The sequence below is a fragment of the Membranihabitans maritimus genome, from assembly GCF_021729145.1.
Lineage (GTDB): Bacteria > Bacteroidota > Bacteroidia > Chitinophagales > Saprospiraceae > Membranihabitans > Membranihabitans maritimus.
This window is the reverse complement of record NZ_JAJSLW010000007.1, coordinates 156,852-172,753: the sequence shown is the minus strand read 5'-3', so window position 1 is coordinate 172,753 and position 15,902 is coordinate 156,852. Positions and strand designations below refer to the sequence as shown.

12 protein-coding genes are annotated in these 15,902 nt (G+C 38.5%); 6 read left to right on the top strand and 6 right to left on the bottom strand.

The genetic code is table 11. The features are described from left to right. Position 1: 1 nt before the first annotated feature. The 3 genes from LVD47_RS10265 (at position 2) to LVD47_RS10255 (ending at position 3,253) form a co-directional block, all read left to right on the top strand. Positions 2-997: a DUF4340 domain-containing protein gene (locus LVD47_RS10265; RefSeq protein ID WP_236975737.1), complete on the top strand. Its 996-nt coding sequence runs from the start codon at positions 2-4 to the stop codon at positions 995-997. Between the two features lie 49 nt (positions 998-1,046). Further along, positions 1,047-2,162 carry a zinc dependent phospholipase C family protein gene (locus tag LVD47_RS10260; protein ID WP_236975736.1) on the top strand — a complete coding sequence of 372 codons (1,116 nt, stop codon included), beginning with the start codon at positions 1,047-1,049 and terminating at the stop codon, positions 2,160-2,162. 116 nt (positions 2,163-2,278) lie between these two features. Beyond that, entirely contained in the window at positions 2,279-3,253 is a 975-nt protein-coding gene (locus LVD47_RS10255; RefSeq protein ID WP_236975735.1) for a DUF368 domain-containing protein, read from the top strand. 10 nt (positions 3,254-3,263) lie between these two features. On the opposite strand, the gene LVD47_RS10250 is transcribed toward LVD47_RS10255, so the two are convergent. Next, a complete protein-coding gene (locus LVD47_RS10250; protein WP_236975734.1) occupies positions 3,264-4,115 on the bottom strand; it encodes an AraC family transcriptional regulator in 852 nt (283 codons plus the stop codon). A 1,549-nt stretch (positions 4,116-5,664) separates the two neighbouring features. Here LVD47_RS10250 and LVD47_RS10245 point away from each other — a divergent pair. Next, the gene (locus tag LVD47_RS10245; protein WP_236975733.1) at positions 5,665-6,252 is read left to right on the top strand and encodes a hypothetical protein; all 588 of its coding nucleotides are present in this window, start codon (positions 5,665-5,667) and stop codon (positions 6,250-6,252) included. Between the two features lie 776 nt (positions 6,253-7,028). On the opposite strand, the gene purE is transcribed toward LVD47_RS10245, so the two are convergent. Both purE and LVD47_RS10235 read right to left on the bottom strand, forming a co-directional pair. Beyond that, on the bottom strand, positions 7,029-7,529 hold the full coding sequence (gene purE, locus LVD47_RS10240; RefSeq protein WP_236975732.1) for a 5-(carboxyamino)imidazole ribonucleotide mutase: 501 nt from the start codon (positions 7,527-7,529) through the stop codon (positions 7,029-7,031). Further along, positions 7,526-8,671: a 5-(carboxyamino)imidazole ribonucleotide synthase gene (locus tag LVD47_RS10235; protein WP_236975730.1), complete on the bottom strand. Its 1,146-nt coding sequence runs from the start codon at positions 8,669-8,671 to the stop codon at positions 7,526-7,528. Before LVD47_RS10235 ends, purE begins: the two co-directional genes overlap by 4 nt. A gap of 48 nt (positions 8,672-8,719) precedes the next feature. Between LVD47_RS10235 and LVD47_RS10230 the strand changes: the two genes are divergently transcribed. Both LVD47_RS10230 and LVD47_RS10225 read left to right on the top strand, forming a co-directional pair. Further along, positions 8,720-10,072 (top strand): dihydroorotase, encoded by a 1,353-nt coding sequence (locus tag LVD47_RS10230; protein ID WP_236975729.1) that lies wholly within the window; start codon positions 8,720-8,722, stop codon positions 10,070-10,072. A 180-nt stretch (positions 10,073-10,252) separates the two neighbouring features. Beyond that, the gene (locus LVD47_RS10225; protein ID WP_236975728.1) at positions 10,253-10,765 is read left to right on the top strand and encodes a c-type cytochrome; all 513 of its coding nucleotides are present in this window, start codon (positions 10,253-10,255) and stop codon (positions 10,763-10,765) included. Between the two features lie 199 nt (positions 10,766-10,964). Here LVD47_RS10225 and LVD47_RS10220 read toward each other — a convergent pair whose 3' ends face one another. The 3 genes from LVD47_RS10220 to LVD47_RS10210 all read right to left on the bottom strand — a co-directional run bounded on the left by LVD47_RS10220 (position 10,965) and on the right by LVD47_RS10210 (position 15,843). Then, positions 10,965-13,814 carry a T9SS type B sorting domain-containing protein gene (locus LVD47_RS10220; protein WP_236975727.1) on the bottom strand — a complete coding sequence of 950 codons (2,850 nt, stop codon included), beginning with the start codon at positions 13,812-13,814 and terminating at the stop codon, positions 10,965-10,967. Positions 13,815-13,891: 77 nt separating this feature from the next. Beyond that, entirely contained in the window at positions 13,892-14,455 is a 564-nt protein-coding gene (locus LVD47_RS10215) for a hypothetical protein (protein WP_236975726.1), read from the bottom strand. Positions 14,456-15,093: 638 nt separating this feature from the next. Continuing rightward, on the bottom strand, positions 15,094-15,843 hold the full coding sequence (locus LVD47_RS10210; protein WP_236975725.1) for a DJ-1/PfpI family protein: 750 nt from the start codon (positions 15,841-15,843) through the stop codon (positions 15,094-15,096). Positions 15,844-15,902 lie beyond the last annotated feature (59 nt).

The following is a 15,902-nucleotide window of genomic DNA, read 5'->3' as shown; positions in this document are numbered from 1 at the left end:
TATGAAGTATTTGATTTCGATTATTGTTTTATTAATGTTGGCTGGAGGTGTATATGTTATGCAATATGACGGAGAAGATATCCGTAAGGAATTAGTATTGCATGTTTCCGATACTTCAAATGTTCAGCATATTCGGATAATAAACCGTGATAGTCCTTCTTTTGAATTTTCAAGAAAGAGAGGAATTTGGATAAATGAAGATGGAAGCTATATTAGAAAAGATGCCATTGATAATTTATTGATGACACTCAATCGTCAACGGGTATCTTCACTCGTTCCCAAACCAGCTCTGGATAATGTAGTTAAAGATCTTAGTACGCAAAGTGTGAAAGTAGATGTATTGGATGGAAATAAAGAATCTATAATTTCTTTTTATGTCGGCGGAGTCACACCGGATGAACGTGGTACTTTTATGATTCGTGAGGGCTCTGATATACCTGTAATAGTAAATATTCCTGGGTTTGAAGGAGGACTTCGGACCCGATATATCATGTCAAAAAATGATTGGGAATCAAGGGAACTGATACCGGATCTTAATGAAATTTCGGTTTTGGAGATAGAATATCCCTCTCGGCAGGATCAATCTTTTCGTATACGTAAAAACAATAGAAATAATCCGGAAATATCAAAGCTGGGCGGTACAAAAAGAGAATTCCATACATTTAATAAATACTTGCTCCTCGAATTGCAAAGGAGACTTAAAAATTTATACAGTGAGGCAGTCCTTCCCGAAGATAATAGGGCGAAAATTCACAAAAGTATTCCCTTTTGTCGCATGTATATTCGCAATATTGATGGTGAAGAAATTCGATTGGAATTTTATCCCAAAGCCTGGGTAGATTACGAGGATCCGGGTGCTGTTAAAAAGCAAATTGAACGGTATTATACACTAAGAGGTGATGGAAAATTATTTCTAACCCAGCACCTTTTAATGCAGAAGATTTTCGTAGGGTACGAACATTTCGTACCTTCAGGAGTAAGTGAAAGCGAAATATAGGTGTTGTTTTTTGGTTTTTTTCACCGTTTTCTTGTTTCTACATTTGAAAATGGAGTGGGGTTTCTATGCTCACAGGAAAATAAATTATTACGCAATTTTCACAGTACCTCCTCCTCTGAATCAGTTATTTAAAGAGCATATTGATTATATTTCTGAACACGCAATTGATCCGGATAAAAGAAGATATGCCAATACATATGAAGGATGGAGACATTATATTGATCTAGATAGCTGGATGAAAGAAGATAGTTGTGTTCTCCAACGAAATTATTTTCTCGATCGGGCCATGACGGGGAATTGGAGTATAAAACAAGGGGAGGAGGTGCACGCAGTTGAACTTTGTGGATTTCATTCGGGGCAATTGCATCTCATGCATGATTCTTATAATTTATCCCTGGATTCGGTAGGAATAGCACTTGATTTTTTAGAACATTATTACCATGATCAATTTTCTATTTCCGATTTTATAACAGAAGAATATACATTTGAGGAATTGATTTTTGAAGATAACTTACTTGAAAGCGGGATTCTACCGTATTATTTTTTATCCGGATATCATCAGCTTGTCAAAGAAATGAAGGGAGGATCCGTTTCAGAAGTTCTTCAAAAATGTGCTGAATTGGGGCATTATATCAGTGATGCACATGTCCCTTTACATACAACCAGTAATTACAATGGACAAGCTACCGGACAGGAAGGCATTCATGCATTTTGGGAAACGAGAATACCCGAATTGTTTGCAGAAGGAGAATTTACCCATTGGGTGGGCAAAGCGGAATATATTGGTAATAAGGTAGATTTTATCTGGGAAATAATATTGTCGAGTCATAAACTTGTAGATAAAGTTTTGAATGCGGAAATAACAGCACGTGCGCAAATAGATGAGATGGACCATTTTTGTTTTGAGGACAGGGGGAGTCAGTTTGTAAGAACCCAATGTCCTGAATTTGCAAAAGCCTATAGAGAGGCTATGGGAGGGATGGTCGAAGATAGATGGAAAGCCTCAATTAAAGCCGTTGGATCAATATGGTACTCTGCTTGGTTAGATGCAGGCGAACCCGAATTGTGGGGTATGGAAACAGGTCTTCCTTTGAAAGATAGTTCTATATTGAATAATATGGAAAATGTTATGAAAAACGGTAAATTCCTGGGACGGGACCATTAATATTAGGCATTTACAACGTTATAATATTTAAATTTTTGATTTTTCAGACTTGATAGGCCTACTATTTCTTTTCCGCATTATTTGAATATATTTGGGAAACTAAATAAGCAACTATATTGAAAAGTAAATTCCAGGTTATTGTAGGAGCTGTTATGGGGCTAGCTGAAGTTGTCCCGGGCGTATCCGGAGGTACGATAGCCTTTGTGGCGGGTATATACGAAAGACTGATAAATGCCATAAAGAATGTTGATGGGAAAGCAATTGGGATGCTGGTTCAGGGCCAGTTCAAATCATTTTTTTACAAAATTGATGGAGTGTTTTTATCTACCCTGGTTGTCGGGATGGCGGGAGGACTTATTACAGGTGTTTTTGCAATGACTTATTGTATTGAAAATTATCCTGTTTTAGTGTGGTCATTGTTTTTTGGATTGATTTTAGCTTCTGCAGTATTTATTGCCAACAAAATACAAAAGTGGAATTGGTTTACTATTGTTTTACTTTTATCGGGTACGGCTATTGCTTATTTCATTACCGTACAATCGCCTGTGCAGGGAACGGATGCTTTCTGGGCGTATGGAGTTTCAGGAATGATTGCGATCAGTGCATTGATTTTACCGGGAATTTCAGGCAGTTTTATGCTTCTAATAATGGGAATGTATACTTTGGTATTGGGTAATGTAAAGTCAATTTTGACGGGGTTAGAAGTTACTTCAATAATTAAAATTGCTGTTTTTGGGCTGGGAGCGATTGTGGGATTAGCTTTGTTTTCAAGGGTCTTGAGTTGGACTTTTAAGCGATATCGGAATCAAACTTATGCGGTATTGACAGGTTTTATTTTGGGGTCTTTAAATAAGATCTGGCCCTGGAAGTTACCGATTTTGGGTCAGACAGAGGACGGCAAAATTATTGAAATTGATCCCGGGACTTCTTTTGAGGGGGATCATATTAAAATTATTCAAGAATTGAACATATCACCATTTAATGAAAGCATTGATAAGCCTTATGTACTACCTGCTATATTGTGTTTTATAATTGGTTTAATTCTTATTTATTGGCTTTCGCGGTATGAAAATACCAGTCCTGAGACTTAAACCTGTTTCGTTATAAGTTAAGCTTCCTAAATTCAGTTGGGGTCATATTCATTATTTTTCTAAAGTGATTATTAAAATGAGGTACGTTTGAAAATCCAGATTCGTATGCAATATCTTTTATTGTATAGTTTGTAAATTGTAATTTTTGACAGGCAAAATTGATTCTCAACTCGAGCAAAAAAGAAATATAAGTTTGATTGGTTTTTTGTTTGAAGTATCGGCAGAAAGACTCTTTCGTCAAATGTACCATTTCTGCCACATCATTTAATTCAACCGGATTCGTAAAATTCTCATATGTAAAAGCCAGTATCTTATTCATTCTTTCCTCTTTGGGATTATCATTAATTGACAAATTCGGAGAAGAAAGTATTTTCAATTTCTTTGCACTACCGAGTACATCTAGAATTTTGAATACATGTAAGGCCTGATCAAGCTGAGACTTACCTTCAATGTCGTCAAAGAGTGGAGGGAATTTTCGTGCTTCTTTTTTAGTAACATTGAAACTATATCCGAAATTATTGAAATTTTGTCTCAGCGATTGGAATTCAGCAAAATTTTGTGATAAAGATTTTATTTTATTAGTGTTTAAGTAGATGATATTTAGGTAGGACGATTCAGCACCCTTCGTTTTCTTTGAGAATTTATAGGAATGTGGTAAGTTAGAAGCGATAAAGAATATATTGTCTTCAGTGATTGTTTCTATTCTTTTGCCTAATAGCAACATACCTTTCAGGCCCTTTGAAAATAAAATTTGAGGCGAAGCATGTAAATGCCAGGGGACTGATATTTCGTTTTCTTTATATACTGATATAGAATAAGTAGTATTACTCTTGAAAAGTATCTTTTTAACGGGCGCTTTCATTTATGTTAATATACTATAAACTATTGATAATAATTAATAATAAAATAAATAAATAATTCTTTTACTTTGAAATATCAATCTCTTGAATCTGTTTTGCATATCACTCCTTCTATTAATCAAGAGTTAGCACAACTTTTTATCTTATAATTTTGGTCAATTAATGCAAAGCAGATTCTTTTTTTTATTCTTTAGGTATTTTTTCAACGAAATATAAAGAGGGCATACTTATTAATTCTTCAATTTAATTGAGAGATCAATGGAGAGTACTTTGGAAGAGTATCATCTTCCGGCTTGATAATTTTATAATTACTATTTAGTTCTCGAAATGCTCTATCAGTAATACCCCATTTAGTTCTTTTCATATCATTTAGTGAGTGTATTAACTAAGGTTATTTTTCAGTATAATCTAAAAATGGTATCCGTAATACATGTTAAAGAACGAATTTGTATTTACTTGATACGTAATTTTTATTTGTTAGCTCCACAAGTGATTGTTAAAATCATAAAAAGTATATATTTTTTTTAATGTAATATCAAATTTCAGAAATACAGATAACTTATTTTCATCGGAGGTGAATTACCAAAGTAAAGTGTTTGATTTAATATTTGATATTTAATTATTAATATATGTTATATGTTGATAATATTAAAACTTATCAATATGTAATTATATATATAAAAATTAGACCATGAGATTTTGATCTCATTATATTTTACCACAATGTTAATGTATTCTTAAAGCTTTGGCATGGATATTGCCAATTTGAAAGTAAGGAGACTGGAGTGCATAATTATTTTAAAACGAGTGACTTAAATTCAAATTTGAGTAAAAATTGGAATGATTTGCAAGTTTATAAATAATTAGTTGTATATGATTTTCCGTTTTTGCAAGTAAAGTATTAATACAGTCGGAGAATTATTGCAAACAGGCTTCTTGAATATTCTTTGGTGTTCTGTATTGTTCCGTTTGGTGGAAATAAAAACGAATCGTATCGAAGAGAAACTCGGATATTTTGATGTAACTGTTATATTCCGATTTCGATGATGAAAGCGGTTATTTCTTTTCCATTTAATGGGCAATATCAATCATCATAGATGTAGTTTGGATCAAAAGGGGAGTAACGTAAAAGCTTTATTATCTATGAATTAAATTTAATAAGGCTAAGTCTTGATAGACCTTAAATATAATGGTTTTGATGTACCACAATAGTTGTTATTGTAATCATGTGGTAACTATCTATTATATGTATTTATGGGACTAAAGACTACAATGTATAAATGCCAATTACGCTGAAAGCATTGAATGAGTAGGTTTCTACATGTTTTTGGCCTGGAAAAAAGTAAGCATTTAACGGCTGGCTTTAATAACCAATACTTATACTGTCTTCATTGACAGTTCTATAATTAATTGGGGTTTCGAAGGACATCCTCTTCTGGATGAAGTAATCTTCTTTTGGTTTTAATTACAACTTTCTAGTAGAACAGATTCGAAGTCAACGCATGAATTTGAAGGTGTTGCATAGATTGATAATTGACCAAAAACTGTATTATGAGATTTTATTTGTTTACCTTATTGACACTACTTGTTTTTTCCTGTAGTCTGGATTCTTCATTCAAGGATTTGACTCCCGACAATGGTTTTGAATCCGAATTCTGGTTCGATGCAATGAATTTTAATTCTGCTATAGAAAAAGTAAATTCCGATCCGGAAAATGCAGGTGAAGTTTTTACTGTGCCTCGGCCAGATCATTTGTATTTTAATAACGCATTGGGCACTTTAAAAGATACCAGTTGGGTTTCTACAGATACTTTTGCTTTTCAAAAAAGTGATTATCAGAGAGTGCTTAATAAAATTGTAAGCACAGCAGAGTCCAGACCAGGAATAGTAAATTCTCGTCAGGAAGGGCTGAAATGGAAGAATTTGAGTGGAAGCAGAGCGTATTCAAAACCAAAGACCAAGAACCAAGAGGCTTACTATTTAGTACCGATCAGAGTTTTAGACGAAAAAGTAATTTGGCTTAAAGTAGTTAGGAAGAAGGAAGAAGGAAACCCTTTCGGAGCTTATTTCTATACCGCTCATGGTATTTGGCTCGAAGGCGTATTTGAAGTTCTTGAAAAAGGAGGCAATATTAGTTAGAGATGCCAGACAATAGGATATATTATTTCCGGGAATAGTTTTTACAAGCCTATTTCATGAGGTTTATTTCTTGTACGATATGGTTTCTATTTCCGGGAATATTTTGATGCCCTTAAATAAAATTGGACATATTTTTATTTTGACATATTTGTAATTCACCTGACCTCGACAGATAGTTATAAGTTTCGACGGAGTGTAAGGGGAATAGGTGAAGAAGCTTCTGAATTTAATGGGGATAAAGCTAAGGGAGGGCGCGTAAAGATTGACCTTCTTGATCCAATCATGAGAATTGCAATAAAGGAGGTATTACTTGATAGGAGCGATCCTCTTCCTCAATATAGCTCTAATTAGTCCATTATGTATTTATCCCTTTTCGTCGAACCTTCCTGTTTTCAATTGTTCTGAATTCTAAAAATCATCGAAGGCAGGTTTGATTAATACCCTCATGGTGAAAAGTGAAATCCTTTCGAATTGATTATATTATTTTTATGGACTTGGGGGGGAATAGTAAGAGTTTCTGTTTGCCGGGACTGGCCATATGGTCAAAACAGAACTCAGGAGCTTACCTTAGAATTATTACAGAGTAATTAAGGAGGCCGACTTCATTAAATTTCCTGGTTTGATCATTTCAGGCAAAAGGCTTTAATTCTGTCATTCTATTAAAGAGAAAAGTAAGAATTGGCAACCCGGTTTTAATCTCTTTCGGCAAATTAAGTTCCCTAATTTGAAAAACTTATTCCGGGGGATGCCTTCCATTATGCTCTGTAGAAACAGCCTTATTTATTAGGGTATTCCTCAGCGACTTTCTTTATTTTTTCATTTACTTTATTTGATAATTCGAGCTTATAAGCATCCAGCTTATTAGCAATATCCGGATTAGATGAACCCAAAATGCTGGCAGCTAATATTCCCGCATTCTTTGCTGCGTTAAGGGCCACGGTGGCTACGGGAATACCATTAGGCATTTGAAGAATCGAAAGTATACTGTCCCAACCGTCAATACTGTTAGATGATTTAATAGGTACGCCAATCACAGGTAGGGAAGTGAGTGAAGCAACCATGCCTGGCAGGTGGGCTGCCCCTCCGGCCCCAGCTATAACCACTTTTACCCCTTTTTCTCTGGCGGTACGTGCATAAGAAAACATCCTGTCCGGGGTTCTGTGAGCAGAAACAATGGTAAGTTCATATGAGATGCCGAAATAGTCAAGAATTTCAGCCGCATCTTTCATTACGGGAAGATCCGAATCGGATCCCATTATTATGCTTACTTTATTCATTTTGAAATAACTTTTAGTGTGTTTTGTACTTTTTTTACTTTTTCATCAATTTCATTGCGGTTTGTACCACATACCGTAATATGTCCCATTTTACGGTAAGGACGTGTCACTGGTTTGCCATAGATATGTACATGTACATTGGGAATGGCCATAACTTTTTCCATTCCTTTGTAATAGGGAGGCCCTTCATATCCGGGTTCCCCCAGGATATTGAGCATAGCTGCAGGCTGAAGAAGTCCTGTACTCCCAAGTGGAAGATTTAGTATTCCGCGTAAATGCTGTTCAAATTGCGAAGTAACTGCATTTTCCAGGGTATGGTGGCCACTGTTGTGGGGGCGTGGGGCTACTTCATTTATAAATACTTTGCCATTTGTATCCAGAAAAAATTCTATAGCAAGCAAACCGCAGATTCCAAAGGCTTCAATAGTCTTGTGCGAATATTCGTATAGTTTTTCATGTATTTCTTTTGATATTTCAGCAGGGGCGAAAAGGTAGTCAAGCATATTTTGTTCATTGAATACCATTTCGACAGGGTCAAAGCATTTGACTTCCCCAACTTCATTTCTTGCAACTACGACTGCCACTTCCTTGTATATTTCAGTTTTATCTTCGGTAATACAAGGTCCTGGAAGAAGGTCTTTTAGGTCGTTAGTGTTGTTAACTATTTTTACACCCCTCCCATCATACCCTTCTCCCCGGGTTTTTTGTACAAACGGTATTTCAAGTTTCGAGCTTTTGATCGCTTCTACAATTTCGATTTCGGATTCAAATTTCCGATAATTAGGGGTTGGTAATTCATGGGAGACGTAAAATGCATTTTGTATGTATTTATCCTTTATAATTTGAAGAGCATCCGGATCGGGGTGAATTTTTATGCCTTCTTTTTTCAGGTCAAATAAAGCCTGAATATTTACGTGTTCTATTTCAATCGTCAAAATATCCATCTGACGTCCGAATTTCATAACATCGTCGTAATTCTTGAAGTCTCCTTCCTGAAATTTATAGGCATTGATAGATGCAGGAAAGGTTGGGTCTTTATCCAGGTTCCACAAAGCCAGGTTCCACTGATTACCCGTATAATTGAGCATTTTACCCAATTGCCCACCTCCTAATATTCCTACTTTTAAATTGGCTATATCCATAAAAAGTTTAAATTTAGCAGTTACAAAAATATATAAACTTAAGAGAGTATGGCTAAAATTGGAATAAGGAATGCAAAAATTGTGAATGAAGGGAAAATCGTTGATGGAGATGTTTTGATTGCCGGAGATAGAATCGAAAGAATAGGAAGTTTTTCAGAAAAGACAGATGCAGATTATGAATTTAATGGGGATTATTTATTGCCCGGCATAATTGACGATCAGGTTCATTTTCGACAACCCGGTATGGAATGGAAAGCTGATATCGCCAGCGAATCAAGAGCTGCTTTAGCAGGAGGGGTTACCAGTTTTATGGAAATGCCCAATACCAAGCCCCCGGCCATTACCCAGGAATTACTTCAGAAGAAATACGATATAGCTGCCAATACAAGTTTCGTGAATTATTCCTTTTATATGGGGGTGAGTAATGATAATTTGGAAGAAGTCCTGAAGACGGATTCTACCCGTGTCTGTGGCCTGAAAATATTTATGGGGTCCAGTACAGGGAACATGTTGGTAGATGATATGGATCAACTTGAAAAGGTGTTTAGCCAATCGGGTATGTTGATTGCCACTCATTGCGAAAATGAAAGCACGGTTGTGAAAAATACCGAATTTTTCAAAAGCATTTACGGAAATGAGATACCATTTGCACTTCATCCGGATATTCGTAGCCGGGAAGCTTGTTATTTGAGCAGTAGCCAGGCGGTAGAGCTGGCCAGAAAGCACGGTACTCGTCTTCATATTTTGCATATAACCACGGCAGATGAATTGTTGTTATTTGATAGTGATATACCGCTTCGGGATAAAAAGATTACTTCAGAAGTTTGTGTACATCATTTGTCTTTTAATAGCGATGATTATGAACGGTTGGGAGGCTTGATCAAATGCAATCCTGCGATCAAAAGAAAGCGAGATCAGCAAAAATTATTGGAGGGACTGGTTTCTGGCGCACTCGATGTAATTGCTACTGACCACGCACCGCACACCTGGGAAGAAAAGGATAATCCATATACTCTATGCCCTTCGGGATTGCCATTAATTCAACATACACTGGTTGGCGCAGTCGAATTAGTGCTTGAAGGTAAGTTAAATGTTAAAGGAGATGTATCAGCCCTGGCTTTTTTGGTTGACAAAATGTGTCATTCCGTTGCCGAGTGCTTTAATGTCAAAGATCGTGGATATATTCGTGAAGGGTACAAAGCAGATCTTGTTCAATTGACAACCAAAGAATCCTGGAAAGTCGAAAAAGAAAATATTTTATACAAGTGTGGATGGTCCCCTTTCGAAAATAAAATATTTAACTCAAAAGTCATTAAAACCTTCGTAAATGGCAAATTATGTTTTGAAAATGGAACGTTTCATTCACCTCTTTTTGGGGAGCGTTTATTGTTTAATAATTAGCATATTTGGTTTATAATTCCGTCTTGCAAATTATACCCGGTAAATGTTTTACCACTAAAAAAAATATGTAAATTAGCCCGAATTAAGACGAACGCTACTTGAGAACGAGGCGTTCTCATTGTAAAATGGGGTAGTTGTTCTCGTTGGAAAACCAAATTATAATTAAATTGTAGAGCTAAAATGAAACGTTTATTTTTATTTCTATGCAGTGCAATGTTTTTTCTTTTGATGAGCTGTGGTTCCGAAGGGGACAGTGGGAATTCAGGGGAATCGACTAAAACTGAAACAAAGAAAGAAGAGACCAAAGAAGAAACTACGGATATGTCGGGTTCTGATGTTCCGGCCAGTAAAAGGGTGGTATTGGATAATAAAGGAGTAGGTCCGGTGGAGAATGTTGACATACCGGAAGATATCGACCGAAAATTGGCTGTAGAGGGAAAAGAAATCTATGATACCAAGTGTATCGCCTGCCACGCTGTTGACCGCAAAGTGATCGGTCCGCCTCAAAAAGGGGTTTTAGAGCGAAGATCTCCAGAATGGGTGATGAATATGATTATGAATCCAACCGAGATGTTGGAAAAAGATCCATTAGCTAAGGAATTATTAAAAGAATTTAATAATAGTCCCATGTTGGATCAAAATATTTCCAGAGAGGAAGCGAGAGCTTTGTTAGAGTATTTCAGGACGCTGTAATATGGCTTTGTAAAGTAACGGTAGGGCAATATTTCCTGGGAAGTATTGCCCTATTTTATTGTAAAAATGTCCGAAAAAATTGAGACACCGGTTATCTGCTTTGTTTTGTGAAAAGTACATTGAGGTTAGATAAAAGATCCCTCAAAATTAGCAGTTAATAGCTGTCTGCTCACGGTTTTAGTTGGCCCCACACCCTCACTCACCTAATTACCAAAATCGATCCCGCTTTCGTTTTTAATCTACCGTGTTGGTCACGGTAGTTAACTTTTACCATGTAGACCCCGGGCGGTAGCTGTAACCATACTGTGGTATCTATAACTTGTGAATCGGTTGTATGGATTGTGTTTCCCCATTTATCGATCAATGCCACGGATTCGATGCTTTGGCATCCGGTAGAAAAGATGGTCAGGGCATCGTTGATTCCGTCCCCGTTAGGAGATACGGCATTGGGTATGGAGATGGCGCATTCTTCTTGTTCGCACTCCGGGCCGTCGCTGGGTACTACGGTATATATCGCGCGAAAAGAACAATTCCCGTCCGATATGTCAAAAGGGTATTCTCCGTCGTCATCCACTGTCAGTTCCCGGTCCGGATGCCCGTCTGTCCAGGAAAAGCTATATTCTTCCGTATCATCGGGTAAAGTAATCGATAGAGAGGTGCCGTTGCACCGGGGGAAGGTCTCGCTGTATTGTCCGGAAGGATCATTATAGGAAGTAACCGATACGGAATGCGTAGCAGTACATCCGCCTAAGTAACCGGTCAGGGAATATTCTCCCGGGTCGGTCAGGTTGATCACATCCCCGGATACATACATAGCACCATCCAGTAGTATGGAGTCCAGTCCCTGTACGGTAATTTGGCCGGTAGTGCCGGGGCAAAGTCTGAGGGTGTCGGGATATGAACCGGGGAATAGAATTTCTTCCCCAACGGATACATCGAAGTCAGCGCGGAAATAGCACCCGTCCTGCTGGGCTTCCACCCAGAAAGGCCCGGTCTCATCGCTGTTAATGGTAGTAGAATCCCCGCTTTCACCGTTCCACCAGATAATATCGCTGTAGGCGCCGGCCGGTAATCCGATTTGGGTGCTTTGTCCTTCACAGGTGGAGACGGGGGCAAAAGGCAGTTCCTGAGTCCCGGTTTCTTCCATGGTGATCTGTGCCGTATCGGTGCAGCCTTCCGATTCCACGATGTATTGGTAGATACCGGGATCATCGATACCGGGCCTGAAAACGGATCCCCCGTTTTGGAGGCCGGGTTCGAGCCAGCGGGTACTTCCCGTGGGAGCGGGGAGATGATCGTTGAAATCAATGGCCGGCCCTTCCGGACAGTAGGTGAAAGTAGTATCCGGCCCGGCGAATGGGGTGTCCGCCAGGTTGGTTACGGCAATAGGGATGCGCACATGGCAGGAGCCTACGGACACGAGCGCATAGGGATCTATGACGCTGTGGCTGATCAATATGGAGTCGCCCGTACTGCCGTCCCACCATTCGATGGACTCGTACACACCGGGTGGGAAACCGATGCGTATCTGGCTGCCACCACAGATTTTCACGGTATCGAGCTCCAGATCTGCCAACCCGGTTTCCAGGGTTTCTACAGTGATGACGGCAGTGTCGGAGCATCCATTTTCTTCGAGTATGTACTGGAATTCCCCGTCATCGTCCGTGCCGGGGACAAACATACCGCGCCCACCGGAAAGCATGGGCTCAAAGCGCCCGGTTTCGGCATCCACTCCCTCGCTCAGGTAGGAAGTCAGGTCGATGTGGTCCCGGGCATCAGGGTCGGCACAGTAGGTAGCGGTGGTATCCCGGCCTGCGTAGAGGTCGTCGGGTTCCAACTGGAAGACGGACCAGGAAGAGGTACTGTCTTCGCCTACGTGCATAGTCACTGCTACAACGCGTTCCCGGCTCTCTTCAGAGTTCCCCGGGTCCCAGTTAGCGTGGTATCGCAGGCTGCGCAGGAAATCTTTGATGCTTTCGGTATCATTGCCGTAGGGATTATTCCACACCCATCGGGAAGGATCAGAAGTGGGCTGTAGCTGGTCCTCGAAGCCTTCGGCGGTGATGTATTCTTCGGGCAGGCGGGGCTGGTCGTAGTACTTCAGCCGGAAAGATATATAATCCACCTCCGCCCCGCAGGTTGAGATCTCGATATCGTCGTCGGTGATGGGGGCTTGCGGCATACAGGTAGTGAGGGTGTCGTAGTAGCCGGCGGTAGCGTGGTAGGAGGAGTTGTCCGCATCCAGGTCAATGCGGAGCGGGGATTGGCGGAAGTCGGTGGGGTTGGCAGAGCCCAGTGGAGTATATCCTATTATTTCGTCTTCACATTTTTGTGCTACATTTTTATTTTCCAAATCAATTTCAACAAATTGACTAGTGCCCTCTAAAACTCTTTGTACTAATAAACTATTGGATTTACAGGCAGGAGTATACATAGAAGGCCAAAAGTAGGAATGTTCTTCAGAAGAATCACTCCAGAGGTCATATAAGTTTGCACTATCAGGATTCCATAACCTGAATCCGCGATTATTTAAATCCTCTGTTCCGACATATAATAAAAGATGATTACCTATAAATCCTGTCATCCCTTTGATAACTTGTGGTGGTATACCGTTATCATCAATTATTTGGATTACCTTTCGATTTCGAAGGTCGTAGTCATAAATTTGGGACATATGATCGCCACCACTGATAATAAACCTACCCTCTTCCGAAATGGCGAGAAAGAAACCATCATTGACTTGCTGGGCAAAATCGTCGATAGGGATAATATCTTTCACCTCTTTGCGTAAAATGTTGTAGCGTATCAAGCGAAATCCTGTTGTTAAATATAGGTATCCATCTGGATGAAAAGAAGATCCCCGGATGACAGTTTCACGAGATTGCAATACCTCTTGAAAATTAAATTCCAAATGGGTTTCACAGGTCTCCAAGTTTAATTTGACTAATTCTATTGTTCGTGGGAAGGCATTAAAATAAATATTTTGGGCCATAATCGAATAGGGAAAAAGAAAGAAAAAACTTAGTAGAGTTAAAAAAACTATTTTCATTTTTAGTATTTTACACTATGTAAAATGAAAATAGAGCGTATCTTTTAAATACGCTCTATTACTTCTAAGGATATCAATTATGGACAAACAAAATAATCAATGTCTGTAATTTCCCCAAACTCACCTGATGTAGCATCAATTCCATAAAACCAATAACTTGTTGCTCCACCACTTGGACGAACAACATTAAATGAAAAATCTTCAGAAGAACCACCTCCACTTGAAACCCCTATTACAAAATCATAACTTTTTGTATCATCTATTGAATAGTATAATATTTGTGAAGGATTTCCTGTAAAGTTCAAAAAAGCTATAGGACTAGTACCATTCTCTAAAACTAAGACTGAATAACCAGTTGCTGTACCTGATAATTTACGAAGACGACCAGCCGCTTGGCATGAGGCGCGAGTACTTATTCTAGGTTTATTAGATAAATCATCTGAAGAAGAACTAATTACCCGAACATCATCATAGTTAGATTCTAAATTACTGAAGTCATAATTTCTAAAGTGCGCAAGAATTTCATGCTCTTGCATGGAAGATACATCGAGTCCCAGGAATAAATTACTACTTTCTGGATTTTTTATTACCGGATCCTCTTTTTCACAACCAGTAAATACAAACATTACAGCCATCAACATCAGGGTGATTTTCCAGCCGGAGCTAAAGGCGGTTAGTAAATGGGGGGGGGGTAGCTTTTGGTTTTTTTAAATAGTACATAAAAAAAGTTTTATAGTTAAAAAATATATAGTACAACGGTTTGAGCTTGTGCAGGCCAAAGCACCTATAAGCCAACGAGCTCTTGAAGGCTACGCTCTTCCGCGACTATGGGTTACAAATTTTGAAATTGGATGTCTGTGACCCAAAAATTCGGCAAATGAGGTAAAAATTGTAGGTTATTCACTAATGTATGTAATTTAATTTATTGTAACAAATAAATTTCATTTTTTTATTGGTAATTGCCCGAATTTTAAAGTTGTAATGAATGGAAAAAGAAAAACAATGAAATGAATATTGAAATTCATCAAATCATTTATTATATTGAAAATAATAAAAGGGCATATCCAGGTATGATTATGATTTACTGGATCATCCCGGAGCTGTTGACCTGCATCTGTTAGATTAAAATAGTATTTCACGGTATTGAGTACCTATGTACACTACCGAATTGGATCTGGCTTCCTCCTAATGTGGAAAGGGGGTGCCGCAAAAAAATTCACCGGAGCAAGACGCTTTGATAGATTTCGTACGTTCCTTTCATATCAATGTAAAACTGACGCTATTCTTCGAGTTGCGGTGAATATTTATCCCAGTCGCAAAGGCGGTCTATATAAAGATAGGATTCTACATATTTTCGGTGATCTCCGTTGGTAAGTTTTTCCACTAATTCCAGAGATGAAATGTAGCTGGCCAGATTCCCATTAGAAGAGAGAAATTTACCGTCTTCTACAAAGCTTACCACAGAATCATCCTGAACCTTAAGATTCGGATAGGTGTTTTGAAGTTCTTCCCCACCGCCAATCCAGGTTACGATTTTCTTTCCATCTGCTATACCGGACTGTCCAATAAGATGAGCTCCGGCACAATTACTTACGGTATATTGGGTGTTTTCATTCTGTTGCTTGATAAATTCTATAATAGCTTGGTTATTGACCTGGGCATGCATATCATAGGCACTTGGTACAAATAATACATCGAGTTGCGGGGCATTCTCAAATGAAAAATCGGGAATGATCTTCAGGCCTTCCTCGCTCACAACCGGTTCGGTTTCTTCACCAATAGTAATGACATTAAATAGAGGCTTACCATCTTCGGAATGCTTTGTAAAAACATCCATAGGGGCTGTTACTTCCGTCGTCAAGACTCCTTCAAATGCCAAAATTCCAATAAGAGGTAATGTTGTGTCTATTAATTTGGTATCCCTGGTGTATTGATGAGTATTTTCATCTGACGTATTGGATGTTGTCTTGCCGGTACAATTCCAAAACAGGGTTAAGATGCTTAGGATAAGTGTGATGTTGGTATTCATAAGGTATATTTTGAATGTAAAATATTTTTCATCTATTATTTGAGAACGTGTCAGGAGAT

What these genes read in the sequence shown, in the direction of transcription:
- LVD47_RS10225 (WP_236975728.1), top strand. Translation starts at nt 10,253, where the DNA reads ATGAAACGTTTATTTTTATTTCTATGCAGTGCAATGTTTTTTCTTTTG.
- LVD47_RS10250 (WP_236975734.1), bottom strand. Translation starts at nt 4,115, where the DNA reads ATGAAAGCGCCCGTTAAAAAGATACTTTTCAAGAGTAATACTACTTAT.
- LVD47_RS10230 (WP_236975729.1), top strand. Translation starts at nt 8,720, where the DNA reads ATGGCTAAAATTGGAATAAGGAATGCAAAAATTGTGAATGAAGGGAAA.
- LVD47_RS10210 (WP_236975725.1), bottom strand. Translation starts at nt 15,843, where the DNA reads ATGAATACCAACATCACACTTATCCTAAGCATCTTAACCCTGTTTTGG.
- purE (WP_236975732.1), bottom strand. Translation starts at nt 7,529, where the DNA reads ATGAATAAAGTAAGCATAATAATGGGATCCGATTCGGATCTTCCCGTA.
- LVD47_RS10245 (WP_236975733.1), top strand. Translation starts at nt 5,665, where the DNA reads ATGAGATTTTATTTGTTTACCTTATTGACACTACTTGTTTTTTCCTGT.
- LVD47_RS10235 (WP_236975730.1), bottom strand. Translation starts at nt 8,671, where the DNA reads ATGGATATAGCCAATTTAAAAGTAGGAATATTAGGAGGTGGGCAATTG.
- LVD47_RS10220 (WP_236975727.1), bottom strand. Translation starts at nt 13,814, where the DNA reads ATGAAAATAGTTTTTTTAACTCTACTAAGTTTTTTCTTTCTTTTTCCC.
- LVD47_RS10260 (WP_236975736.1), top strand. Translation starts at nt 1,047, where the DNA reads ATGGAGTGGGGTTTCTATGCTCACAGGAAAATAAATTATTACGCAATT.
- LVD47_RS10215 (WP_236975726.1), bottom strand. Translation starts at nt 14,455, where the DNA reads ATGTTGATGGCTGTAATGTTTGTATTTACTGGTTGTGAAAAAGAGGAT.
- LVD47_RS10265 (WP_236975737.1), top strand. Translation starts at nt 2, where the DNA reads ATGAAGTATTTGATTTCGATTATTGTTTTATTAATGTTGGCTGGAGGT.